Source organism: Embleya sp. NPDC050154 (genome assembly GCF_044460165.1).
Classification (GTDB): Bacteria; Actinomycetota; Actinomycetes; order Streptomycetales; family Streptomycetaceae; genus Embleya.
Window position 1 is genome coordinate 179639 of the sequence record NZ_JBITJP010000011.1, and the last position, 22416, is coordinate 202054.

25 protein-coding genes are annotated in these 22416 nt (G+C 72.4%); 9 read left to right on the forward strand and 16 right to left on the reverse strand.

Annotated elements, in window-relative coordinates; translation table 11 throughout:
• Positions 1-35 precede the first annotated feature (35 nt).
• The 3 genes from ACIBSV_RS23930 (at position 36) to ACIBSV_RS23940 (ending at position 2579) form a co-directional block, all read left to right on the forward strand.
• Positions 36-1727: an acetolactate synthase gene (locus ACIBSV_RS23930; RefSeq protein WP_395866213.1), complete on the forward strand. Its 1692-nt coding sequence runs from the start codon at positions 36-38 to the stop codon at positions 1725-1727.
• Between the two features lie 23 nt (positions 1728-1750).
• Positions 1751-2314 carry a GNAT family N-acetyltransferase gene (locus ACIBSV_RS23935; RefSeq protein WP_395866215.1) on the forward strand — a complete coding sequence of 188 codons (564 nt, stop codon included), beginning with the start codon at positions 1751-1753 and terminating at the stop codon, positions 2312-2314.
• Between the two features lie 70 nt (positions 2315-2384).
• A complete protein-coding gene (locus ACIBSV_RS23940; RefSeq protein WP_395866217.1) occupies positions 2385-2579 on the forward strand; it encodes a hypothetical protein in 195 nt (64 codons plus the stop codon).
• 112 nt (positions 2580-2691) lie between these two features.
• On the opposite strand, the gene ACIBSV_RS23945 is transcribed toward ACIBSV_RS23940, so the two are convergent.
• The 7 genes from ACIBSV_RS23945 to ACIBSV_RS23975 form a co-directional block, all read right to left on the reverse strand.
• A complete protein-coding gene (locus ACIBSV_RS23945; RefSeq protein WP_355535427.1) occupies positions 2692-2907 on the reverse strand; it encodes a biotin/lipoyl-binding carrier protein in 216 nt (71 codons plus the stop codon).
• 153 nt (positions 2908-3060) lie between these two features.
• Positions 3061-4413, reverse strand: coding sequence for an HD-GYP domain-containing protein (locus ACIBSV_RS23950; RefSeq protein ID WP_395866219.1), 1353 nt, complete (start codon positions 4411-4413; stop codon positions 3061-3063).
• The gene (locus ACIBSV_RS23955; RefSeq protein WP_395866220.1) at positions 4410-5798 is read right to left on the reverse strand and encodes an HD domain-containing phosphohydrolase; all 1389 of its coding nucleotides are present in this window, start codon (positions 5796-5798) and stop codon (positions 4410-4412) included. Before ACIBSV_RS23955 ends, ACIBSV_RS23950 begins: the two co-directional genes overlap by 4 nt.
• Before the next feature lie 179 nt (positions 5799-5977).
• Positions 5978-6298, reverse strand: a complete 321-nt coding sequence (rsrA, locus tag ACIBSV_RS23960; protein ID WP_395866222.1) for a mycothiol system anti-sigma-R factor — start codon at positions 6296-6298, stop codon at positions 5978-5980.
• Complete coding sequence (locus ACIBSV_RS23965; RefSeq protein ID WP_063744985.1) at positions 6295-6930, reverse strand: sigma-70 family RNA polymerase sigma factor; 636 nt, start codon at positions 6928-6930, stop codon at positions 6295-6297. Before ACIBSV_RS23965 ends, rsrA begins: the two co-directional genes overlap by 4 nt.
• Before the next feature lie 148 nt (positions 6931-7078).
• Positions 7079-7729 carry an alpha/beta family hydrolase gene (locus tag ACIBSV_RS23970; RefSeq protein ID WP_395866520.1) on the reverse strand — a complete coding sequence of 217 codons (651 nt, stop codon included), beginning with the start codon at positions 7727-7729 and terminating at the stop codon, positions 7079-7081.
• 88 nt (positions 7730-7817) lie between these two features.
• Positions 7818-8588 carry an SOS response-associated peptidase gene (locus ACIBSV_RS23975; RefSeq protein WP_395866224.1) on the reverse strand — a complete coding sequence of 257 codons (771 nt, stop codon included), beginning with the start codon at positions 8586-8588 and terminating at the stop codon, positions 7818-7820.
• A 69-nt stretch (positions 8589-8657) separates the two neighbouring features.
• Here ACIBSV_RS23975 and aroA point away from each other — a divergent pair, with 69 nt between their 5' ends.
• Together aroA and rsgA are read left to right on the forward strand one after the other, a co-directional pair.
• Positions 8658-9935 carry a 3-phosphoshikimate 1-carboxyvinyltransferase gene (gene aroA, locus ACIBSV_RS23980; RefSeq protein ID WP_395866522.1) on the forward strand — a complete coding sequence of 426 codons (1278 nt, stop codon included), beginning with the start codon at positions 8658-8660 and terminating at the stop codon, positions 9933-9935.
• A gap of 13 nt (positions 9936-9948) precedes the next feature.
• Positions 9949-11004, forward strand: a complete 1056-nt coding sequence (gene rsgA, locus ACIBSV_RS23985) for a ribosome small subunit-dependent GTPase A (RefSeq protein ID WP_395866226.1) — start codon at positions 9949-9951, stop codon at positions 11002-11004.
• A gap of 31 nt (positions 11005-11035) precedes the next feature.
• Here the strand turns inward: rsgA and ACIBSV_RS23990 are convergent, their stop codons facing one another.
• A complete protein-coding gene (locus ACIBSV_RS23990; RefSeq protein WP_395866228.1) occupies positions 11036-11551 on the reverse strand; it encodes a DUF2231 domain-containing protein in 516 nt (171 codons plus the stop codon).
• A gap of 234 nt (positions 11552-11785) precedes the next feature.
• Between ACIBSV_RS23990 and ACIBSV_RS23995 the strand changes: the two genes are divergently transcribed.
• Entirely contained in the window at positions 11786-12562 is a 777-nt protein-coding gene (locus ACIBSV_RS23995) for a DUF4097 family beta strand repeat-containing protein (RefSeq protein WP_395866230.1), read from the forward strand.
• A 50-nt stretch (positions 12563-12612) separates the two neighbouring features.
• On the opposite strand, the gene ACIBSV_RS24000 is transcribed toward ACIBSV_RS23995, so the two are convergent.
• The 4 genes from ACIBSV_RS24000 to ACIBSV_RS24015 all read right to left on the reverse strand — a co-directional run bounded on the left by ACIBSV_RS24000 (position 12613) and on the right by ACIBSV_RS24015 (position 15683).
• Entirely contained in the window at positions 12613-13158 is a 546-nt protein-coding gene (locus ACIBSV_RS24000; RefSeq protein ID WP_395866232.1) for a DUF2087 domain-containing protein, read from the reverse strand.
• A 74-nt stretch (positions 13159-13232) separates the two neighbouring features.
• Positions 13233-13922, reverse strand: coding sequence for an HAD family hydrolase (locus ACIBSV_RS24005; RefSeq protein WP_395866234.1), 690 nt, complete (start codon positions 13920-13922; stop codon positions 13233-13235).
• Positions 13923-13941: 19 nt separating this feature from the next.
• Entirely contained in the window at positions 13942-15051 is a 1110-nt protein-coding gene (locus ACIBSV_RS24010) for a ferritin-like domain-containing protein (RefSeq protein WP_395866236.1), read from the reverse strand.
• Between the two features lie 104 nt (positions 15052-15155).
• Positions 15156-15683 (reverse strand): hypothetical protein, encoded by a 528-nt coding sequence (locus ACIBSV_RS24015; RefSeq protein ID WP_395866238.1) that lies wholly within the window; start codon positions 15681-15683, stop codon positions 15156-15158.
• Between the two features lie 193 nt (positions 15684-15876).
• On the opposite strand from ACIBSV_RS24015, the gene hisN reads away from it, so the two are divergent.
• Both hisN and ACIBSV_RS24025 read left to right on the forward strand, forming a co-directional pair.
• Positions 15877-16674, forward strand: a complete 798-nt coding sequence (gene hisN, locus ACIBSV_RS24020) for a histidinol-phosphatase (RefSeq protein ID WP_395866239.1) — start codon at positions 15877-15879, stop codon at positions 16672-16674.
• A 181-nt stretch (positions 16675-16855) separates the two neighbouring features.
• Entirely contained in the window at positions 16856-17257 is a 402-nt protein-coding gene (locus ACIBSV_RS24025; protein ID WP_395866241.1) for a cyclic nucleotide-binding/CBS domain-containing protein, read from the forward strand.
• 43 nt (positions 17258-17300) lie between these two features.
• Here the strand turns inward: ACIBSV_RS24025 and ACIBSV_RS24030 are convergent, their stop codons facing one another.
• The 3 genes from ACIBSV_RS24030 to ACIBSV_RS24040 form a co-directional block, all read right to left on the reverse strand.
• Positions 17301-18509 carry a cation:proton antiporter gene (locus ACIBSV_RS24030; RefSeq protein WP_395866243.1) on the reverse strand — a complete coding sequence of 403 codons (1209 nt, stop codon included), beginning with the start codon at positions 18507-18509 and terminating at the stop codon, positions 17301-17303.
• A 121-nt stretch (positions 18510-18630) separates the two neighbouring features.
• A complete protein-coding gene (locus ACIBSV_RS24035) occupies positions 18631-19047 on the reverse strand; it encodes a hypothetical protein (RefSeq protein WP_395866245.1) in 417 nt (138 codons plus the stop codon).
• Between the two features lie 166 nt (positions 19048-19213).
• Positions 19214-20671 carry a catalase gene (locus ACIBSV_RS24040; RefSeq protein ID WP_395866246.1) on the reverse strand — a complete coding sequence of 486 codons (1458 nt, stop codon included), beginning with the start codon at positions 20669-20671 and terminating at the stop codon, positions 19214-19216.
• 122 nt (positions 20672-20793) lie between these two features.
• Here ACIBSV_RS24040 and ACIBSV_RS24045 point away from each other — a divergent pair, with 122 nt between their 5' ends.
• On the forward strand, positions 20794-21210 hold the full coding sequence (locus tag ACIBSV_RS24045; protein WP_395866248.1) for a Fur family transcriptional regulator: 417 nt from the start codon (positions 20794-20796) through the stop codon (positions 21208-21210).
• Positions 21211-21238: 28 nt separating this feature from the next.
• On the opposite strand, the gene ACIBSV_RS24050 is transcribed toward ACIBSV_RS24045, so the two are convergent.
• A complete protein-coding gene (locus ACIBSV_RS24050; protein ID WP_395866250.1) occupies positions 21239-22240 on the reverse strand; it encodes a hypothetical protein in 1002 nt (333 codons plus the stop codon).
• Between the last annotated feature and the right edge of the window lie 176 nt (positions 22241-22416).

The window sequence follows — 22416 nt, forward strand, 5'->3', positions numbered from 1 at the left end:
GACGGTGGCGGCGTCTACGGCGACGGAGGCCGGACATGCGCGCACGACGAGGGGACCAAGAACGCGAAACCGGCGACGGGCGGGTCGAGGGACACGGTGGCACGCTGGCCGTCGCCGCCGCCCGGGCGCACGGGATCGACACGATGTTCACGCTGTCGGGAGGCCACGTCTTCCCGCTCTACGACGCCGCGGTCGACGCCGAGCCGCCGCTACGGGTGGTGGACGTACGGCACGAGCAGACCGCCGTGTTCGCCGCCGAGGCGACCGCCAAGCTCACCCGCCGACCGGGACTGGCGGTCCTGACCGCGGGGCCCGGCGTCACCAACGGGATCAGCGCGGTGGCCACCGCCTGGTTCAACGGCTCGCCGATGCTGGTGCTGGGCGGCCGGGCGCCCGCGTTCCGCTGGGGCTCGGGGGCGCTCCAGGAACTGGACCACCCGCCATTGCTCGCGCCGGTCACCAAGCGCGCGGCCACCGTGCACGACACCGACCGGATCGCCGCCGAGGTGAACGCCGCGCTCACCCTGGCGAACAGCCCGCACCGGGGTCCGGTCTTCCTGGACGTGCCGATGGACGTGCTCTACGACCGGGCCGAGGTGGCGCTGCCACCCGTCGAGCCGCCCGCGCCGGTGCCTCCCGACCCGGACGTGGTCGCCGAGATCGCCGACCTGCTCGCCCGCGCGCTGCGACCGGTCCTGGTGCTCGGCCAGGACGTGTGGATCGGCGGCGCCGAGCAGGCCGCGCGCCGCGCCGCCGAGACGATCGGCCTGCCGGTGGTGGCCAACGGCATGGGCCGCGGTGTACTGCCCACCGGCCACCCGCTGCTCGCCGGCCGGGCCCGGGCGGCCGCGCTCGGCGGCGCCGACCTGGTCCTGGTGGCGGGCGCGCCGCTGGACTTCCGCCTCGGCTACGGCAGCTTCGGCGGCCGGGCCGGCGGCCCGCCCGCCCGCGTCGTGCACCTGACCGACTCCGCGCCGGGGACCGGCCCGCACGCGCACTGCGCGATCACCGCCGCCGCCGACCTCAGCGCCCTGTTCGACGCGCTCACCGTCGCATGGGCACGGGTCGGCCGGGTCGGCATGTACCGGACCTGGTCCACACACGTGCGCGCCGCGGCGCACACCGCCGCCCAGTCCGACGCCCCGCTCCTGGGCAGCGCCGGCCGGCCGATCCACCCGGCCCGCGTGCACGGCGAACTGCTCCGCGTCCTCGACGAGGACGCGGTGGTGATCGGCGACGGCGGCGACTTCGTGTCCTTCGCGGGCAAGTACATCGAGCCCGCGCGCCCGGGCGGCTGGCTCGACGCCGGCCCGTACGGCTGCCTGGGCACCGGCCTGGGCTACGCCCTGGGCGCCCGGCTGGCCCGGCCCTCGGCCCAGGTGGTGCTGCTGCTGGGGGACGGCGCTGCGGGCTTCTCGCTGATGGACGTGGACACCCTGGTCCGGCACCGCCTCCCGGTGGTGCTGATCGTGGGCAACAACGGCTGCTGGGCGCTGGAGAAGCATCCGATGCGGATGTTGTACGGCCACGACGTGGCCGCCGACCTGGCCCCGGCGACCCGCTACGACGACGTGGTGCGGGCGTTGGGCGGCGCGGGCGAGACGATCACCCGGCCCGAGCGGATCGCCCCCGCGCTGCGCCGCGCGTTCGCCTCCGGCGTGCCGTACCTGCTGAACGTGCTCACCGATCCGGAGGCGATCTACCCGCGTGCGACCATCGGGGTGTGATCCGCAGCGTAAACTGGACGGCTATGAATCCTCCTGTCTCCGCCGCCGCGGCCCGACCCCACGATCGGCACCCCGCTCCCGCCGGCGTCCACATTCGCCAGGCCCGTCCGGAGGAGTACGAGGCGGTGGGGGAAGTGACCGTCGCGGGCTACGCGGGTCTGCTCGCCGCCGACCGGGACTACGTCGAGGATCTGCGCAAGGCCGCGCACCGCGCGGAGAACTCCGAGCTGCTCGTGGCCGTGGACGAGGCCGACGGCAAGATCCTGGGCACCGTCGCGTTCGTGCTGCCCGGCAGCGCGTACGCGGAGGTCTCCCGGGAGGGCGAGGGCGAGTTCCGGATGCTCGCGGTCGACCCGGACGCGCGGGGGCGTGGCATCGGCGAGGCGCTGGTCGAGGCCTGCCTGGAGCGGGCCCGCAAGCACCACTTCACCGCCGTCGCGATCTCCACCGTGTGGGACATGCGCGCCGCACACCGCCTCTACGCGCGGATGGGCTTCCACCGGGCGCCCGAGCGCGACTGGTGGCCGGTGCCCGAGGTGGAACTGATCTGCTACCTCAAGGACCTGCGCGAGACCCCGCGGACCTGACCCGGCACGCGTGCCGCGGCCGCCGGGAGGGCCGGTCCGGCGTTGGGGGCGCAGGCCGTAATCTACGGCCGTGACCACCATTGCAGCCTTCTGCGACCACTGCGGCGAACAGCTTGCCGGCGCCGCGCACGACGACTGTGTGCGGCGCCGCGAACTCGAACCGCCGCGCTACTGCGGACAGTGCCGGCGGCGGATGACCGTACAGGTGACCCCGCGCGGCTGGACCGCCAAGTGCGTCGAGCACGGAGTGCTCACGTCGGCCTGACCGGCACGAGGGGCCCGGTGCGCGCGGCTCGACCCGGCGCGCTCGACCCGGGCGCGAGCGGTCGGCCCGACCCGGCCGGGGCGCCCCCCGCAGGACACCTCGGCGGGGGCGGCTACTCGATCACCGCGATCGGGTCACCCTCCTGGATCACGTCGCCCTCGGCCACGGTGATGCGGGCGATGGTGCCCGGGAACTCGTTGAGGACCGGGATCTCCATCTTCATCGACTCCAGAATGACCAGGGTGCTGCCGGCCTCGACCGTGTCCCCCTCGTGGGCGACGACCTTGGCCACGTTGGCCACCATCTCCGCCAGGACCTGCTCGGCCATCGTCGTTCCTCCTTCGGGCCCGGGTCGGGCCGTTGTGAAGCGCGTGTCGGGCGGGGCGCGATCGCGCCCCGCCCGAAATCCAACCACGGGAAGCCGCCTGCGGCGGGCGTCATCGACGACAAGGCCGGCCCGCATCGGCAGCCGGCCTCCCGCTCAGTCGGCCCGCTCCAGCACCTGCGCCAGCGCCTCGACCACCCGCGGGTCGTACGCCCCGGCCGCGTCGGCGCGCAGCCGCGCGAACACCTCGCGCCGCGCCCGCGGGTCGTCGGTCGGCGCGATCAGGTCGTCGTAGGCGTTGACGACCTTGATGATCCGGCTGGCCAGCGGTGGCGGCGGCCCGGCCGCGTCGTCGTGGTAGGGGTCGGCCTGCGCGGCCACGATGGTGGCGACCCGGTCCAGCACGCCGCTCTCCCGGATCACGTCCGCGCCCAGTCGGGCGATCCGGCGCTGTTCGGCCTCGGGCAGATCCAGCGTGGTGCCGCCGGGCACCGGGTCGACGAGCGCGAGTTGCCCGATGTCGTGCATCTTCGCCGCGTACGCCAGCTCGCGCAGCTCCACCTCGCCGAGCCCGAGGTCCACCCCGACCGCGTGCGCGAGTTCGCCCACCCGGGCCGCGTGCCCCGGCGACCCGCACCCGGCCGCCTCCGGCAGCCGGGACAGCGCGTCGACGGTCTGCCGATGCACCATCCGGATCGCCGTGTAGCGGCGGAAGGACAGCAGCACCAGCAGTGACGGGACGCAGAACACCGGCACCGCCCACAGCCCCAACGCGCTGGTGGACAGCGCGATCAGCATCCCGGTCGCGCCCACGGCGGTGCCGATCCCGGTCAGCCCGCAGGCCCTGTTCCCGGTGCCCTCGCCATCCGGCCCGATCCGCTCGGTGGGGCTCAACCCCGCGCACAGCGCCCGCAGTTCGGCCAGCAGCACGGGGCAGAACGGGCCGCCCACCCGCACTATCGCGGCCGCCACCGCGTCGCACAGCGACGTCAACAGCACCACCAGGACCAGGAACGTGCCATAGGCCCACCCGCGCGCCATCACCGGATCGAGCCCGCCGGTCGCGTACAGCGGCCGAAACAGCGTCGCCGCGAAGCCCGCCGCCAGCAACCGGCGCGCGACGTACCCCGGCGCCGGCGCCCGACCGCGCGCGACGTGCGGCAACGTCCCGGCGAGCAGCGCGACCCCGACCACCGCGACCACCTGGAGCACACCGTGCCGCGACACGGTGCCGTGCACGTCCGGGAGCAGCGCGTACGCGAGCGCGCCGGCCGCGCCCAGCGGAGCGGTCTCCCGACCGTCCGGCAGGCTCACCCGGGCCATCTCGCCGACGGCGATCACCGTGCCGAACACCAGGGCGTAGGACGGCTGCACGACGCCTCGGGCCGCGGTGGCGGCCAGCGCGGCGACGGCGGCGAGCGCACCGAGCACGAGCACCGCGGTACCGGTGTGCGCGCGCAGTCGCCCGGTCGTACCGCCCCGTTCGGGCCGGACCTCGGTCGCCGTCACGAGTCGCCACCGACCCGTCCGCGGGCCACCGAGTGGGTGTCGGCGGGCGATTCCCCGCGCGGCCCGGGCACCCGGTCGCGCAGCCCGCCCGTCGGCTTCGGCGTCCGGGCCGGCTCGCCGCCCTCGGCCGGCTCGCCCTCCGGCCAGCCGTGCCGGTCCAATGCCTGGGCGAGTGCCTCGACCATCCTGGGGTCGAACTGGCTGCCGCTGCACCGCCGCAGTTCGGCCATCGCCGCGTCCGCGCCGCGCGCGGGTCGGTAGGAGCGGGTCGAGGTCATCGAGTCGAACGCGTCCGCGACCGCGATCACCCGGGCGAACTCGGGGATCTCGGCGCCGACCAGGCCCGCCGGATAACCGCGCCCGTCCATGCGTTCGTGGTGGTGCAGGATGCCGCCGTGCGCCTCGCCGAGGAAGGTCAGGTCGGCCACCATCTCGGCGCCGCTGACCGGGTGTCGCTGCATCTCGCGCAGTTCGTCCGCGTCCAGCCGCCCCGGCTTGGTCAACACCCGGGTGGGCACGCTCAGCTTGCCGACGTCGTGCAGGATCCCCGCGTAGCGCAGCCGGACCACGCGGTCCTCCCGCATGCCCAGCCGTCGGGCGATCAACACCGAGGCCCGGGCCACCCGTTCGCTGTGGCCCCGGGTGTAGCCGTCCTTGATCTCCACCGCGCGCACCAGGGTGCGCACGGTCGCCTCGTGCGCCGCCCGCTCGCGCGCCTGCTGGGCGTAGGCCCAGAAGGCCACGTACAGCGGGAGCAGTACGAGCACGGCCGCGAACACGCCCAGCCGCTGCTGCCACAACACGGCCATCATCAGCGCGATCGGCACCGAGCCCAGCCGCCAGCCGGTCGAGCGCACGAACACCTCGCGCAACACCGGGAGTCGGGCGGCGCCCTGGGTCGCGGTGCACAACCCGGCGTCCAGCAGCCCGCTCACCACGTACAGCGCCACTCCCGCCACGGCCGTCGGCACCAGCTTGGCGGGTAACTCGGAAGCGGTCGGATATCGCGACCCGTCCAGGAGTTCGTACACCCGGGAGGCGACCGCGACGGACAACACCAGATGCGCGGCGTTGACCACGGGAGTGACCGGGTCGGCGGCACGGGCCCGCGCGATCAGTACGCCGGGCACCACGATCGCCGCCGCCGCGCCGCCGGGCAACAGCGGCACGGCCGCGCACACCAACGGAAAAAGCGCCCCGTCGGGGGCGCCGCTCAGGCCGGTGAGTCGGGCTCGGGCCACCGCCCCGAAGGCGATGAACAACACCGCCAAAGCGCCCAGTCGATCGATGTCCACGCCCGACCACGGCAGCAGGATCAGCGCGGGCACGGACCCGCCCACCACGATCCCGACGTGGATCCGGGCGCTCGGCGGCAGCGTGCGCATGCGACTCCTCGGCTGGTCGCTCGGACCACCGAGAATAGGGCGCCCCACCAACGGCCGAAGGGCGCATGCCCGGTTTATCCCGGCCATGCGCCCTGTTTTAGCTCGTTCGGGTCAGCCACCCGCGCGGGTCGGCCACTCGATCGGGTCGAGGACCCGACGGCGCCGGCGCGTCGGCCGGGTCAGGACCGACCCGGTCGCTCTATCTCGACCACGGTCTCCTCGACGGAGACCCGCTGCGCGTCCACCTCGACCCGCACCAGCTTGATCCGCTCCAGCACCTTGTTGCGCAGCTCCGAGGGGACCTCGTCGCGCCCGCAGCAGCGGTGCACCAGCTCCTTCACCTGCTGCTCGAGCCCGTACTTGTCCAGACACGGCGAGCACTCGTCGAGATGGGTGCGGATGCTGGTGCAGTCCGCGTCCGCCAACTCGTTGTCGATGTACTCGTACAGGTGCCCGAGGATCTCGGAGCAATCCACCTCGTGGTGGTCACCGCAGCTCATGAGTCCGAGCCTTTCCGGTCGGTGCCTGCGGGGACGAGGCCGCGCTCACGTGCGTAGTCGGCCAGCAGATCGCGAAGCTGGCGCCGCCCGCGGTGCAGGCGCGACATCACGGTCCCGATGGGAGTACCCATGATGTCCGCGATCTCCTTGTACGCGAAGCCCTCGACATCGGCGAGGTACACCGCGATCCGGAACTCCTCCGGAATGGCCTGCAGGGCCGTCTTCACGTCGGAGTCCGGCAGGTGGTCGAGCGCCTGCGCCTCGGCCGAGCGCAGTCCGGTGGACATGTGCGACTCGGCGCGGTGCAGCTGCCAGTCCTCGATCTCCTCCGCATGCGATTCCAGCGGCTGCCGCTGCTTCTTGCGGTAGGAGTTGATGAAGGTGTTGGTCAGGATGCGGTACAGCCAGGCCTTGAGGTTGGTGCCCTCTTTGAACTGGTGGAACGACGCGTACGCCTTGGCGAACGTCTCCTGGACCAGGTCCTCGGCATCCGCCGGGTTGCGGGTCATCCGCAGGGCCGCCGAATACAACTGATCGAGGAACGGCAGGGCGTCCCGCTCGAACCGCGCGTCTTGCTGCTCCAAGGTCTCCGGTACGAGACCCACCTCCTTCAAGCCAGGAGTCGACGATATCGCCCGAGGCTGATCGGTGCCCGCACCCCACTCGGGCCAGGCGAGAAACGGTGCCTCGTTTCGGACAACCGAACCTGCGGCCTTGAGCATGGGAGCGACCTCCACTCGTCGACGCTTGACAGTTGGGGGAACACGTCGCCGACACGGATCATTCCCGCCCGCTCGCGGCCACCAGCCAATCGCCGACACCCGCTGTGATCAGGGCCAATGCCGCTTCCTGGGTGATCTCGGCACGCTTGGGCACGGCAAATCCGTGGTCCGCGAAGGGCACCGCGAGCACGCTCGGACCCTCCTTTGGGAACTCCGTCGGGCCCCCGAACGAGTCGCGTTCGCCCTGGACGACGAGGGTCGGCACGCCGGCGCCGAGCAGTTCAGCCAAGCGCGAACGCTCCGGCCGACCGGGTGGATGCAGCGGGAAGGCCAGCGCGACCACACCCGCCACACCGGTCTCGCCCGCCATCCGGCACGCGACCCGCGCACCGGCACTGCGGCCGGCCCCGAACACCGGCAGCCCCTCGACCCGGTTGCGCCGGGAGATCTCGGTCAGCACCGGTCGCCAGCCCGCGTCCAGGGTCTTGGGCGCGGGAGCCAGTCGGCGGCCGGCGACCCGCCACGGCTGTTCCACCAGGGCCACGTGCATGCCGCGCGCGGGCAGCGCCGCCGCGAGCGCGACCAGGTCGCGCGCCTCGATCCCGCCGCCGGCGCCGTGGCTCGCCACGAACCACGCCCGGGCCGGGCCGCCCGTCGCGCGGTGCACGCTCACCCGCGCGGCGCCGACCGGCGTGTCCACCTCGAACACCTCGGGCGCCGCGGGCCCCCGGGTCGCCTCGGGCGCGACGGCGTCCGCCTCGACGCCGACGTTCTCCACGCGGACGGGCCCGGTCGGATCAGAAGAGCGTCGCGTCAACGGTGACCTCGTCCTCGGGAATCGCGTCGAGCAGGTGGGGCGCGTTGTTGCGCACGTTGTTCACGTCCGTCGAGACCGGGCGGGCGGTCATGAACCCGGTGGGCGGCGGCACCAACAGGCCGCGGACCTCCTCGGGCTCGGTCCACGCCGGGTCCAGCCACTCGTCCCACTTGTCCCGGGTCAGCACCAGCGGCATCCGGTGGTGGATCCGGGACAGCTCGGGATCGGCGTCCAGGGTCAGGATCGTGCACGTCCACAACCACGCGAGCGGGTCGTCGTCCGCGCGCCCCCGGTCCCGCCACCACTCGTACAGCCCGGCGAAGGCCACCTCGGAGCCGTCCGCCGCGTGGATCCAGTACGGCTGCTTGCGGGACGCGCCCTTGGGGCCGTCCGGCGCGGTCTCCGGGGTGTGCCACTCGAAGTAGCCGTCGGCCGGGAGCAGGCACCGCCGCGCGGCGAACGCCTTGCGGTAGGCCGGCTTCTCGTGCACGGTCTCGGACCGGGCGTTGATCATCTTGGCGCCCATGCCGGGGTCCTTGGCCCAGGACGGCACCAGGCCCCACTTGACCGTGCGCAGTTGCCGGGCGGGCGGGCCACCGGACTCGACCGCGCGCTCCAGGACCGCGTAGACCTGTTTGGTCGGCGCGATGTTCCAGTCGGGTGGGAGTTCGTCCGCGGGGTCGAAGCGATCGACCTCGAACATCTCGACGAGGTCGTCGGGGCTCTTGCTGGACGCGTACCGGCCACACATGGCGTCCAGGGTGCCACGTACCGAATCGAAATCGGGGGCGGGCCCGCAAACGACTAGGCTTGGACCGTGATGTCTGCGTTGTGGTCTGCCCCTGTCGCCTCCGCTCCCGTGACCGCCACCGTCGAGGTGCCCGGGTCCAAGTCGGTGACCAACCGCGCCCTCGTGCTGGCCGCGCTGGCCGACGGTCCCGGCTATGTCCGCCGCCCGCTGCGCAGCCGCGACACGCTGCTGATGGTGGCCGGCCTGCGCGCGCTCGGCGTGGTGATCGAGGACCGCGGTCAGGACTGGTACGTGCTGCCCGGCGGGCTCACCGGCCCCGCGACCGTGGACTGCGGCAACGCGGGCACGGTGATGCGCTTCCTGCCGCCGGTGGCCGCGCTCGCCGACGGGCCGGTGCGCTTCGACGGCGACCCGCGCTCGTACGAGCGCCCCCTGGGCGGCGTGATCAACGCGCTGCGCGACCTGGGCACCCGGATCGACGACGAGGGCGAGGCCCGGCTGCCGATGACCGTGCTCGGCGGCGGCGGGGTCGAGGGCGGCGTGGTGCGCATCGACGCGTCCTCGTCGTCGCAGTTCGTCAGCGCGCTGCTGCTGTCCGGGCCGCGCTTCAACCTGGGTGTCGAGGTTCGGCACACCGGCAGCTCGGTGCCGTCGATGACGCACATCGCGATGACCGTGGACATGCTGCGCGCGGCCGGCGCGCGGGTCGACGACGCCGAGCCGAACGTGTGGCGGGTCGCCCCGGGCGCGCTGCTGGGCCGCGACATGGTGGTCGAGCCGGACCTGTCCAACGCCGGGCCGTTCCTGGCCGCCGCGCTGGTCACCGGCGGTTCGGTGACCGTACGGGACTGGCCGGAGTACACCACGCAGCCCGGTGACCGGCTGCGTTCGATCTTCACCGCGATGGGCGGCTCGTGCGTGCCGACCTCGGCGGGCCTGACCCTGACCGGCGGCACCGCGGTGCACGGCATCGAGGCCGATCTGCACGACGTCGGCGAACTGACCCCGGTGATCGCGGCGGTCGCGGCGCTGGCCGACGGCCCCAGCCGGCTCACCGGCGTGGCCCACCTGCGCCTGCACGAGACCGACCGGCTGGCCGCGCTGGTCAAGGAGATCAACGACCTCGGCGGCGACGTGAACGAGATCGAGGACGGCCTGGAGATCCGGCCGCGCCCGCTGCACGGCGGCGTCTTCCACACCTACGACGATCACCGGCTCGCCACCGCGGCCGCCGTGCTGGGCCTGGTGGTCCCGGGCGTGGAAGTGGAGAACGTGGAGACCACCGCGAAGACGCTGCCCGACTTCACCGGCCTGTGGACGCGCATGCTGAACGCGCGACGCGGCTGAGGGGCTCGGGACGATGGCGGGACTCGGCTCCAACCGACGCAAGGACCTCGACGAGGACGACATCCGGATCCGCCCGGGCAAGCGCGGCTCGCGCCCGCGCACCCGGACCCGGCCCAAGCACGAGGACGCCCGCGAGGGCCGGGTGCTGACCGTCGACCGGGGTCGGTACACCTGCCTGCTGGAGGACGAGGACGCGCCGGACCGCTCGATCACCGCGATGAAGGCCCGCGAGCTGGGCCGCAAGGGCGTCGTGGTCGGCGACCGGGTCGGCATCGTCGGCGACCTCAGCGGCGAGGACGGCTCGTTGGCCCGGATCGTCCGGGTCGAGGAGCGCCGCTCCACCCTGCGCCGCACCGCGGACGACGACGACCCGTACGAGCGGATCATCGTGGCCAACGCCGACCAGCTCGCGATCGTCACCGCGCTGGCCGACCCGGAGCCGCGCCCGCGCCTGATCGACCGCTGCCTGGTCGCGGCCTACGACGCGGGCCTGGAACCGCTGCTGGTGTTGACCAAGGCCGATCTCGCCTCTCCCGACGACCTGTTGGAGATGTACGGCGCACTCGGCGTCGAGCACGTGGTCACCAGGAGCGCGTCCGACTGGGACCTGAACCCGATCCGCGCGCGCCTGGCCGGCAAGATCACCGTCTTCGTCGGTCACAGCGGAGTCGGCAAGACCACCCTGGTCAACGAGCTGGTCCCGGATCACCAGCGCGCGGTCGGACACGTCAACGAGGTGACCGGTCGCGGCCGACACACCACCACGTCGGCGCTGACCCTGCGGCTGCCCCCCTTCGCGGGTGAGGCGGCCGAGCCCGGCGAGGTCCGCGGCTGGGTCGTGGACACCCCGGGTGTGCGCTCGTTCGGCCTCAACCACGTCGACCTCGGCCGGGTGATCAACGCGTTCCCCGACCTCGCGGCGGGCACCGAGGACTGTCCGCGGGCGTGCTCGCACGACGAGCGGGACTGCGCGCTGGACGCGTGGGTCGAGGCCGGGCACGCGGACCCGGCCCGGTTGTACTCGCTGCGCCGGCTGCTGAGCACGCGCGAGCGCGACGAGGGCGACTGACTCCGGGTGTCACCCCGGGTGTCCGCGCGGGTCAGCGCGGCGCCGCGAGGCTGTTCTGCACCGTGGGTTCCCAGACCGCCTTCGAACCGGACTCGCCCACCCGCACCACCTGGACGACCGCGAGCACCGCGGCGACCACGGTCAACGCGGCCACGATGGGGACCACGATCGGCGGTATCGTCCGCGGCCGGAAGGTCGCGGCGGCCCGATGCCGGGCGACCAGCAGCAGCACCAGCGTGACGCCGAGCAGGCCGAGCGCGTACCAGAGCATGTCCGCGCCCCGGTCCACGTGCGTCTGCACGGCGGCGTTGCGCGTGCCGTCGCCGAGTCGGTCCAGCCGGGCGAGCAGCTTCTCGCCGCTCTCCTTGGCGACGAAGGTGGTCAGCGCGGCGGCGGCGTCCAGGCCGACCACCCACCACCCGACGCGCAGCAGCCAGGGCCGGCGGACCGCCACGAGCACGCTCGCGATCGCCGCCACCGGCACGATGACCACCGCCAAGTGCACGACCAGGACGTGGAGGGGCAGGCCGGAGACGGTGTCGAACATGAAACGGCACTCCTAAGCGGTCGGGACCCGAGGGCGGGAACGACCCTCGCACAGACCAACGGCTCCCAGAGTGCCCGGGTTCAGCGGGTGTCGAACACTCGTCCCGCCCGATCCGTCACGGTCCGCTCAGGGGGGCCAGCCCTACCCCCGGTTCGGGTGACCGCCGGATGCCGGGCCCGGGCCCGCCGCTCATACAGTTTGGACAGCTTCGGATCACCTGTCGGGGAGAGTGTCATGAAAAGGCCGCTACGGACGTCATTGATCTTCTTCGGTGGGGTGTTCGCCATCGGGGGGATCCTGCTGGCGGCGTGGACCGGGATCACCGTGCTCTCCAGCCACGACGTGCGCGACCAGAGGGCCTTCACGCTGAGCAGCGGCGATCTGGTCATCGATACGGACAACGGCGGGGTCACCCTCGAAGCGGGTGAGCCCGGGAAGATCACCGTGGACCGCAAGGTCACCCACAGCATCAACGGCCCCGACCCGAGCTGGACCCTGGTGGGCAACCGGCTCGAGCTCCGACTGCACTGCCCGGGCTTCGTCAACGTCAACTGCGGGGGGTCGTACCGGATCAAGGTCCCGCTCGACGTGCCGCTGCACGTCTCCACCAACAACGGCCGGATCAGCGCGAACGGGCTGCGGCAGGACATGCGCTTCGATACCGACAACGGCGGCATCGACATCAGCGACAGCACCGGCAACCTGACCCTGGGCACCGACAACGGCGGCGTCTCCGTGGCTCGGGTGAACGCCGGCCGGATCTCGGTGGACACGGACAACGGCGGCGTCCGCCTGCGCCTGGACACCGCGCCCACGAACGTGAAGGTGCGCACCGACAACGGCGGCGTCCGGATCAGCGTGCCCGACGACCAGAACACCTACCGGGTCTCCACCAAGACCGACAACGGCGGGGTGCGCAACGACGTCGACAACGACCCGCGCTCGAACCGGGTGATCGACGTGGCCACGGACAACGGCGGGATCGACATCGAGCGGGTTCCGGCCCGCTAGGCACATCGCGCGAACCCCGGCCCGCCGGACACATCGCGCGGGCGGGCCGTTCAGACCACGAACGACCCGCCCGTGCGCCAGTAGACCCCGCCCTCGCGGCCGAGGAAGCCCTCGTCCACGAGGTGCCTGCGCAGCGCGGCGTGGTCGTCCATGAACCGGTGCAGCGTCTCCTCGATCTCGGCCTCGTCGTAGCGCACACCGGGTTCGAAACTGCTCGCGACGTGGTCGAGGACCACCAGCCGCTTGGCCCGCTGCACGGGCAACTGGCGGACCCGACCTCGGGCGAGGTAGGTGCGCAGCACCGCCGCCTCGGCGGGGCCCCGGTCGGCGAACGCGTCGTCCGGTTCCTCGCCCATCCCGGCTGCGGCCTGGGCGAGCGCCTCGGGACACGCGTGCCAACCGTCCCCGGAACGCGCGACCAGCCCCGCCGATTCCAGTCGGGCCAGCGCCTTGATCGCCTCCCGGAGCGAGAGCCCCGTCCGCTCGGCGATATCGGAGCTGAGACGGGCCTCCAGCACCAGCGCGGCGAACACCTTCAATCGGGTGTCGTCGGCGAGGAGACGGAGCAGTTCCGCAGGTTCGTCGGCCGGACCCATGTCTCCAGGGTAGGACGTCGGGCTCCGGCCGGGACGCGTTGGCGGACAGGATCACCCGGATGCCCGGGGCACGGTCAGTCGCCGCGTACGCCCAGTTCGTCGATGTGCGCGAGCAGGTCGCCCGGCTCGTCGTAGACCCGGAAGGCGTGCGCGCGTTCGAGCTCGTCCGCGCCGTAGCCGCCGGAGAGCAGCCCCACGCCCAGTGAACCCGCTCGGCGCGCGGCCAGCAGGTCCCAGATGCTGTCCCCGACCACGACGCACTGTGCCGGGTCGACCCCGAGCTTGGCGGCGCCGGCCAGGAACAGGTCGGGGTCCGGCTTGGCTCGGGCCACCTCGTCGCGGGTGACCATCGCCAGGTCGGCAGGCGCGCCGAGCTTGGCCAGCATCGGTTCGGCGCCGGCCCGCCGCCCGCTGGTGGCGATGGTCCACGGGATGCCCACCCTGGTGAGGTGGCGCAGCAGCTCCGGGGCACCGGGCAGGGGCTCCACGAACGGCACCCGGGCGGCGTAGTTGCGCCCGTGCGCGTCGGTCAGCGCCTCGACCTGCTCGGGAGACAGGTCGATGCCCGTCTCGCGCTGGATGCCCTTGACGAACAGCCCGCCGCTCATCCCGACCTTGCGGTGGATCCGCCACATCGCCAGGTCGATGCCGGCCTCGCTGAGCGCCTCCTGCCACGACATGACGTGGTGGTAGACGCTGTCGACGAGGGTGCCGTCGAGGTCGAAGACGAAGGCGGGCGGGCGGGAACGCACAAGATCGGTCATACCGAAAATCTAGCCCGCTCTAGTCCTGAGCGCCCAGGTCCACCATGTCGGTGACCTCGGCGGCCCGGGCCCGTTCCTCCGCGCGGATGCGCCGGTCCCGGTCCAGCGCCTCGGCCTGGTCCTCGTCGTCGCGCATCATCCGCTCGACGTTGGAATCGCCCATGTCCAGCACGCCCATCTCGGCGAAGGTCTCCCGCACCCTGGGCCCCCACAGGCCGATGTCCTTGATGCACGGCACGATCCGGCTGAACAACAACCGGCGGAACTCGCGCAGGTATTCGGAGTTCTCGGTGGCCTCGCGCGCCTCGACCTTGTCGATCTGGAAGTTCTCCCACACCTCCTCGTCGCGCAGCCGGTCGCGCATCAGGTAGCAGCCCTCGACCACGAACTCCTCGCGCTCGCCGCGCTCGGCGTCGGTCAACTCGCGGTAGTAGTCGCGCAGCGCCATCCGGCCGAACGCGACGTGCCGGGCCTCGTCCTGCATCACGTAGGCCAGGATCTGCTTGGGCAGCGCGACCGTGGTCAGGTCGCGCAACATCCCGAAGGCGGCCAGTGCCAGCCCCTCGATCAGCACCTGCATTCCCAGGTAGGGCATGTCCCAGCGAGCGTCCGACAGCGTGTCGTCGAGCAGCGACTTCAGGCTCGGGTTGATCGGGTAGTACAGCCCGACCTTGTCCTTGAGGAAGCGCGCGTACACCTCGGCGTGCCGGGCCTCGTCCATCACCTGGGTGGCCGCGTAGAACTTCGCGTCCAGGTCCGGGACCGACTCGGCGATCCGCGCGCTACAGATCAACGCGCCCTGTTCGCCGTGCAGGAACTGGCTGAACTGCCAGGCGATGGCGTGCCGACCCAACTCGTCGCGCTCGCCCTGGGACATCATGTTCCAGCTTCGGGTGCCGTACAGCGTGTGCAGTTCCTCGGGCATGCCCAGCGGGTTCATCGGGTCCACCGGCAGATCCCACTCGATCCGCCGGGCGGCGTCCCACTGCTTGTCCTTGCCCTTGGCGTACAACGACAGGAGCCGGTCGCGGCCCTCGTCGTACTCCCAGTTGAAGCGGGCGGCCCCCGACGCGGGGACCTCCCAGACGGTCATGTCGGCGGGCAGCGCGTACAGGTCGTGCGTCGACACGGGCGTTCTCCTCGCGGCAGACGTGTGACGTGCGGGCGGCGGTAGCCGTGTACCGCTGTCCTACGCCCTCATCGCGCGGACCGGAACCCCTTCGGGACGATCGATTACCAGCGAGTAGCCTGACCGGTCCGCGATCCGCCCTTCGACTCGGCCCCGGGCGCCCCGGCCCCTTCCCCGCCCGGCACCGGGGGCGGCGTGCCCGGCTTGGCCGGTATCGACAACGCGGTCCTGGCCTGCGCCGGGATGGCCGCGGCGGGTCCGGCCGCGGCGCCCAACCGACTGCGCAGCCGCTGCCGGCGCCGGCCCAGCGATCGGGTCGCGGCGGGATTGGCTCGGCGCACCTCCTCGGGCAGCGCGAACCACACCTCGACGACGGCCAACGCCTGCGGCCGCTCGCCCGCGCGCTCCAGCAGGTCGGCCGCGCGCTCGTAGGTCCACGCGGTGCGCATCTCGGCCCCGACACCGTGCAGCAGGGTGCCCAGTTCGCGCAGATCCTCGCGCTCGAAACGGTCCGCGAGCGGGGTGCCCTCCAGTGTCCAACCGTCCAGACTTCGACGCGGTTGGACGAGACCGGGTCCCGGTACGGCCTCTTTGCCGTGTGTCGCTCTGCGCCCGACCCCGAACAGTGCCATCGCGGTCCCGCACCCCCTCCGCCATCGACTCGTACTCGTAACACGCGCACCACCGACGAACGGTTGTCGACTCTCGCCGGCCGCGCTTGCTTGTCTGCCTAACGAGCGTACGAGGCCCCGGCGACGGCGCGTAAGTGTGTCCCTGCGCGCGGGGCGCGCGGACACCCGCGCGAGCCGCCGGTACTGTTCGGTCATGCCCGGCTATGACGACGACCTGCGCTTCGCCCACGTTCTCGCGGACGCCGCCGACGCGACCACCATGGACCGCTTCAAGGCGCTCGACCTGCGGGTCGAGACGAAGCCGGACATGACCCCGGTCAGCGACGCGGACAAGGCCGCCGAGGAGATCATCCGGCATCAACTCGGGCGCGGTCGGCCGCGGGACGCGGTGCTGGGCGAGGAGTTCGGCTCGAGCGGCCACGGCCCCCGGCGCTGGGTGATCGACCCGATCGACGGCACCAAGAACTTCGTCCGCGGCGTTCCCGTGTGGGCGACGCTGATCGCGCTGATGGACGGCGACGAGTCGGTGATGGGCGTGGTCTCCGCGCCCGCGCTGGGTCGCCGCTGGTGGGCCGCGAAGGGCGCCGGCGCGTGGACCGGCCGCAGTCTGTCCCAGGCCTCGCGCTGCCGGGTGTCGAAGGTGGCCGCGATCGAGGACGCGTCGTTCGCGTACTCGAGCATGGGCGGTTGGGAGGAGCGCGGCCGGATGGACGACTTCCTGGACCTGACCCGGGCCTGCTGGCGCACCCGCGCCTACGGTGACTTCTGGTCGTACATGCTGGTCGCCGAGGGCGCGGTGGACATCTGCGCGGAGCCCGAGGTCAACCTGTGGGACCTCGCGCCGCTCTCGGTGATCGTCGAGGAGGCGGGCGGGCGGTTCACCTCGCTCGGCGGCGCTCCGGGCCCGGCCGGCGGCACCGCGGCCGCGTCCAACGGCCTGTTGCACGACGAGTTGTTGGATCGGCTCGGCGACCCGCACGGGCACGCTTGAGCGGATTCCGACGAATCGTCGGGTCCCACCCGAGCTACTCCCTTCGAGCGAGTTGCCCGCTATACCTTCCCTTGACCTTCCCGGGCATGTGACCATGTGAAAACAGGGCTTGTGAACTTGTGAATTCTTTCTCGAGCACACCCCCGCCCTGACATCCACGCCCCGACGGAGGTGGTGTCACATGTTCGTCCGCGACGGCATGAGCACGATCGTTCTGACCATCGGCCCCGCCCACACACTCCGCGCCGCGGCGCGCCTGATGTCCGCCCGCCAGATCGGCGCGGCGGTGGTGATCGACCCGGACACATCCGGTCTGGGCATCCTGACCGAGCGGGACATCCTGATGTCGATCGGCGCGGGCCAGGATCCCGACACCGAGTTCGCCGGCGACCACCTCACCTCGAACGTGGTCTTCGCGACCCCGTCGTGGACCCTGGCGGACGCGGCGGCGGCGATGACGCGCGGCGGCTTCCGCCACCTCATCGTGCTCGACGGTTGCGACGTGCTCGGCATCATCTCGGTCCGCGACATCGTGCGCTGCCAGATACACGAGGCCCAGCGGACCCAGGAGTTGGTGGGCTGAGCGCGACGGGCGACCGGAGGCGGCCCGGTCGCCCGCGTCGGCCTCAGCCGACTCGCTCCCCGACGGCGCCCTCCCGGGTCCGGAACAGCCGGGCGGGCAAAGCCCGTTCGAACGTGCGCGAGTGGGTCGCGGCGAGCGGCCCGAGCACCGCCATCACCAGCACATAGCCGGCGATGAACGGCGCGAGTCGCGCGTCCAGACCGCCGGCTCCCGCCGCGAGCGCGGCCAGGACCAACGCGAACTCGCCTCGGGACAAGATCGTGAACACCACGTTCGATGCCTGCGACCGGTCGAGTTCGCAGATCCGCGCGGCGGCCACCCCGGCGACGCCGTTGAGCACGATGGTCAGCAACACCGCGAGCGCCACCGGTCCGGCCACCCTCGCCAGGTCGCCCGGGTCGATCGAGAGCCCGAACGAGAAGAAGAAGATCGCCGCGAACGCGTCCCGCAGCGGGTGCACCAGCGCGCGGATCCGCGGCGCGCTCTTGGTGGCGCCCAGGATCAGGCCGATCATGAACGCGCCCATCGCGTCCGAGACGCCGAGTTCCTCGGCCACCCCCGCGGTCAGGATCGCCAGGCCGGTGAAGATCACCACGAGCAGTTCGTCGTCCCTGGTCGAGATCAACCGGCCGACGATCCGGGTGCCCCAGCGCGCGATCGAGGCGAGTAGCAGCAGGAAGCCGAACGCCTTGCCGACGTCGAGCGCCGCCGCGCCCAGGCCCTCGGCCTCACCGAGCACCGGGGTGAGCACCGCGAGGTAGAGCGCGAGGAAGACGTCCTCGATCACGATCACGCCCAGGATCAACCGGGTCTCGGGATTGCCCAGTCGGCCCAGGTCGACGAGCACCTTGGTGACGATCGCCGACGAGGAGATGCCCAGCACCCCCGCGAGCACCATCGCCTCGCGCCATCCCCAGCCGAGCGCGAGCCCGAACAGGAAGCCGCCGCCGACGTTGAGCAGGAGGTAGAGCGCGCCCACGCCGACCAACCGGCGGCCACCGGCCACCAGGTCGTCGGTGTGGAATTCGAGCCCGAGGTAGAACAGCAGGAAGACCAGGCCGAGCGCACCGAGCAGTTGCAGGTCGGCCGGGTTGTCGACGAGGGCGATGCCGGGGGTGTTGGGGCCGAACAGGATGCCGGCCAGCATGAACAGCGGGATGGTCGGCAGCCCGATGCGGGCGCCGGTGCGGGCGAGGATTCCGGCGGCGAGGAATGCGCCGCCGAGCGCGATCAGGGCCTCCGCGAGATGCACGAAGATCACCGTCCTTCCGGGGCGGTGGTCGGGTCCGGGCGTCGTCGGGGACGGCTGGCGTCGGCTACGCCCTGTCCGGCGGTTCCTGCTGGATCAGCCGGACAGGGCCTGGGGCCGAGCGTCAGGTCCCGGCGCGGACCGGTGGTGCTCGTGCGGGAGGCGGGCGCGGGCCGCGGCCGGCGGGTGGATCGGTGCGCGTCCCGGCGACGGGCGGCACGGGTGTCGCCCGCGGCAGGCACGCGCCGGCGGCGACGAGGGTCGCGAGGTCGGGGTGCGGGTACGGGTCCGCCTCGGGCCGATCGAGTTCGCTCGCCGCGGGCAGCGCGGGGGTCGCCGAGGCGGGCCGGCAGTCCTGGGGTCGTTCGGGGCCGTGCGGGCCCCCGGGCACCGGGGTCGCGTGCACGTTGGCCGCGGCCACCGGCAACGACCCGCCGGCTCCCTCGCCCCGGGCGAACCCGGCGCCGAAGGCGGCCACCAGGGAGAGCACGAAGAGCAACGCGACGACCGGCGCCGACCGGCGGTTCGGCCGCTGCGGCACACGTGCTCCCCTCCGCCCGGCGGGGCGCGTTCGATCGACTTGGCGAAAACTTTACCATCCGACGATCCGTGAGCCGGATCCGCGTGCACACCGGATCCGCGTACACATGAGCGCCGCCCGGTACCGATTCGCGGCTCAGGTACCGGGCGGCGGTTCCGGGGGGCGATCAGGCGCGCAGGTCCTTCACGGCAGCCGCGATCCGATCGCCGTAGGCCTGGTCGGCGGCCCGGAAGTGGCCGACGACGCGGTCGATGATGTCCTCTCGCGAGACCTGCGCCAGGAAGCCGGAGATGTTGGCCACCAGGCGGGCCTGCTCGTCCGCCGACATCAGCCGATACAGGTCGCCCGCCTGCACGTAGTCGTCATCCTGGGCGTGCGCCGGGGCCTCGTGGGTTCCGGTCGCGCCGGCCACCCCGGTCGGCGCCCACAGCGGCACACCGCTCTCGTACGGGCCGCCGAAGCTGTTCGGCTCGTAGTTCTTGGCCCGACCACCGGGGTTGGTCGCCATCTGCCCGTCCCGCCCGTGGTTGCGGGCGACCGTCGCGTGCGGCGCGTTGACCGGGAGCTGGGTGTGGTTGACGCCCACCCGGTAGCGGTGCGCGTCCGCGTAGGCGAACAGCCGGCCCTGGAGCATCTTGTCCGGGCTGGGGCCGATCCCCGGCACGAAATTGGCCGGGTTGAACGCCGCCTGCTCGACGTCGGCGAACACGTTCTCCGGATTGCGGTCCAGAACGAGCCGACCGACCTCGATCAGCGGGTAGTCGGCGTGCGGCCACACCTTGGTCAGGTCGAACGGGTTGAACCGGTAGGTCGCGGCCTCCGCGACCGGCATGATCTGCACCTTCAGCGTCCACGACGGTGCGACGCCGGCGTCGATCGCGTTGAGCAGGTCGCGCTGGTGCGAGTCGGCGTCGGCACCCGCGAGCGCGGCGGCGGCCTCGGCGGTCAGGTTCCTGATGCCCTGGTCGGTCTTGAAGTGGTACTTCACCCAGAACGCCGCGCCCTCGGCGTTGACCCACTGGTAGGTGTGCGAGGAGAAGCCGTCCATGTGCCGGTACGACGCGGGGATGCCTCGGTCGCCGAACAGCCACGTGACCTGGTGGATGGCCTCGGGCGAATGCGACCAGAAGTCCCAGACGTTGTCCGCCTCCTGGCTGCCGGTGTACGGGTCGCGCTTCTGGGTGTGGATGAAGTCCGGGAACTTCAGCGGGTCCTTGATGAAGAAGATCGGGGTGTTGTTGCCGACGAGGTCGTAATTGCCCTCCTCGGTGTAGAACTTCACCGCGAACCCACGCGGATCGCGCACCGCGTCCGCCGAGCCGAGGTTGCCGGCGACGGTGGAGAAGCGGGCGAACACCTCGGTACGACGGCCCGGTTCGGCGAGGAAGTGCGCCCGGGTGAACCGGGACACGTCCGCGGTGACCTCGAAGTGGCCGAAGGCGCCCGAGCCCCGCGCGTGCACCACGCGCTCCGGGATGCGCTCGCGGTTGAACCGGGCCAACTTCTCGATCAGGTACTGGTCCTGGAGCAACAACGGCCCGCCGGGGCCCGCGGCCTGGCTGTTCTGGTTGTCGGCCACCGGTGCGCCGGATTCGGTGGTCAGCGTGTTCGGCTGCTGCGACATGGTCTGCGTCTCCCCTGGCGTTGCTCGTGCTGTGATCCGACGCCCAACCTAGAGCCAAGTTTGGACTTTGTCCAGAACAGTATTTAGACCAGTTCCAATCATGGACGTGTATCTTCGTTCCCATGAGCGACCTTCTGGAGCGACTGCGCGCGCGGGGATGGCGCCTGACCGCGCAACGTCGTGTGGTGGCCGAGGTCCTGAACGGGGACCACGTGCATCTGACCGCCGACGAGGTGCACGCGCGGGCCGGCGAACGGCTGCCGGAGATCAGCCGGGCGACCGTCTACAACACGCTGGGCGAACTCGTCCTGCTCGGCGAGGTGCTGGAGGTGGGCACCGACAAACGCGCGAAGCGGTACGACCCCAACGCCCACACCGCGCACCAGCATCTGGTGTGCGGCGCGTGTGGGACGATCCGCGATGTGCACCCGGACTGCGACCCGGTCGCCGGCCTCCCCGAGGCGGAGCGCTTCGGCTTCGACATCTCCGGCGCCGAGATCACCTTCCGCGGCATCTGCCCGGACTGCAAGCGCCCCTGAAGTGGCGACACCCGCGCCGGGGCACGGGTCAGGGGGACGCGGTCCGCCGGACCAGGTGGACCGCGCCGGCCCGGGCCGCCCGGCGCAGCGCGGACCGCTCCGCGTCCAGGTGCGCGTGCAGGATGTCCAGGTCCTCGTCGCCGCCGCACTCGGCGAGACCGAGCAACATCCCCGGCGACGCCTGGGCGCGCAGGAAGTCCCGGTAGGCGGCGGCCGGATCGGTACCCCCGGCCCGCAGTCTGCGCCGCGCGGCGTCACGCACCTTGGGCGAACGATCCGCCAGGGCGCCCGCGAGCGCGGCCGGTTCCGTCCCGGCCGGCAGTACCTCGACCGCCCGCTCACGCACCCGCGGGTCGGGCACCCGCAGCAGCCGCAACGCGACGTGATGCCGGTCCCGACCGCGCAGGCGGGCCAGCAGCGCATGCCCGGCGGCGGTCCGGCACGCGTGGTCCGCGTCCCGCAGCGCGATCGCCAACAGGGCCGCCTCGTCCAGGAGTTCGACCCCCAGGCGACGCACGCTGGGCTCCTTCTCGGCGGCCAACGCACGCCCCACGGCGTCCTGACGCGGATGGGCGAGCAGCGCCTGGCGATAGGCGTCCAGCACACCCTTGGACCGGGCCCGCCCGCTGAGGGCGTCGAGCACGGGCACCACCGCCCGCACCTCGTCCGGCTCGTCGTGCCAGCGCAGCGCGGCCAACGCCCGATCGCGCACCGAGTCCACCCAGTCGTCGGTGCGCAACGCCAGGAAGACCGCGGCCAACGGCCCTGGCTCGGCCGCCAGCCGAACCACCGCCTCCTCGCGCAGCCCACCGTTCTCGTCCATGCTCGACACTGCGGCCACCAACGGATGCGGACGCGTACGCAACAACACCCGGGCCGGCCCCAATCCGCCGAGCACCCCCACCGCCGACCTCGGGCGAGCGGCCCGATCCACCCGCACGAGGGTGCCTGCGGACAACCCGACCACCCGCGCCACCACCGCGTCCAGGTCCCCGTCCCCCGTCAGCGCCACCCCCCGCAAATACGCCACCAACTCCGCCGGCCCGCCACCCCCGGGCCACTCCCCCACAACAATCCCCGCGTCCCCGACCCCCCGGCCCCGCCACAACCGCCCACGCCCCATAACCCGCCTCCCGTCCATCCCTCAGCCCACCACACCCCCACCCCCGACAACCCACCGCCCCACCGGATCCACCCCACCCGACA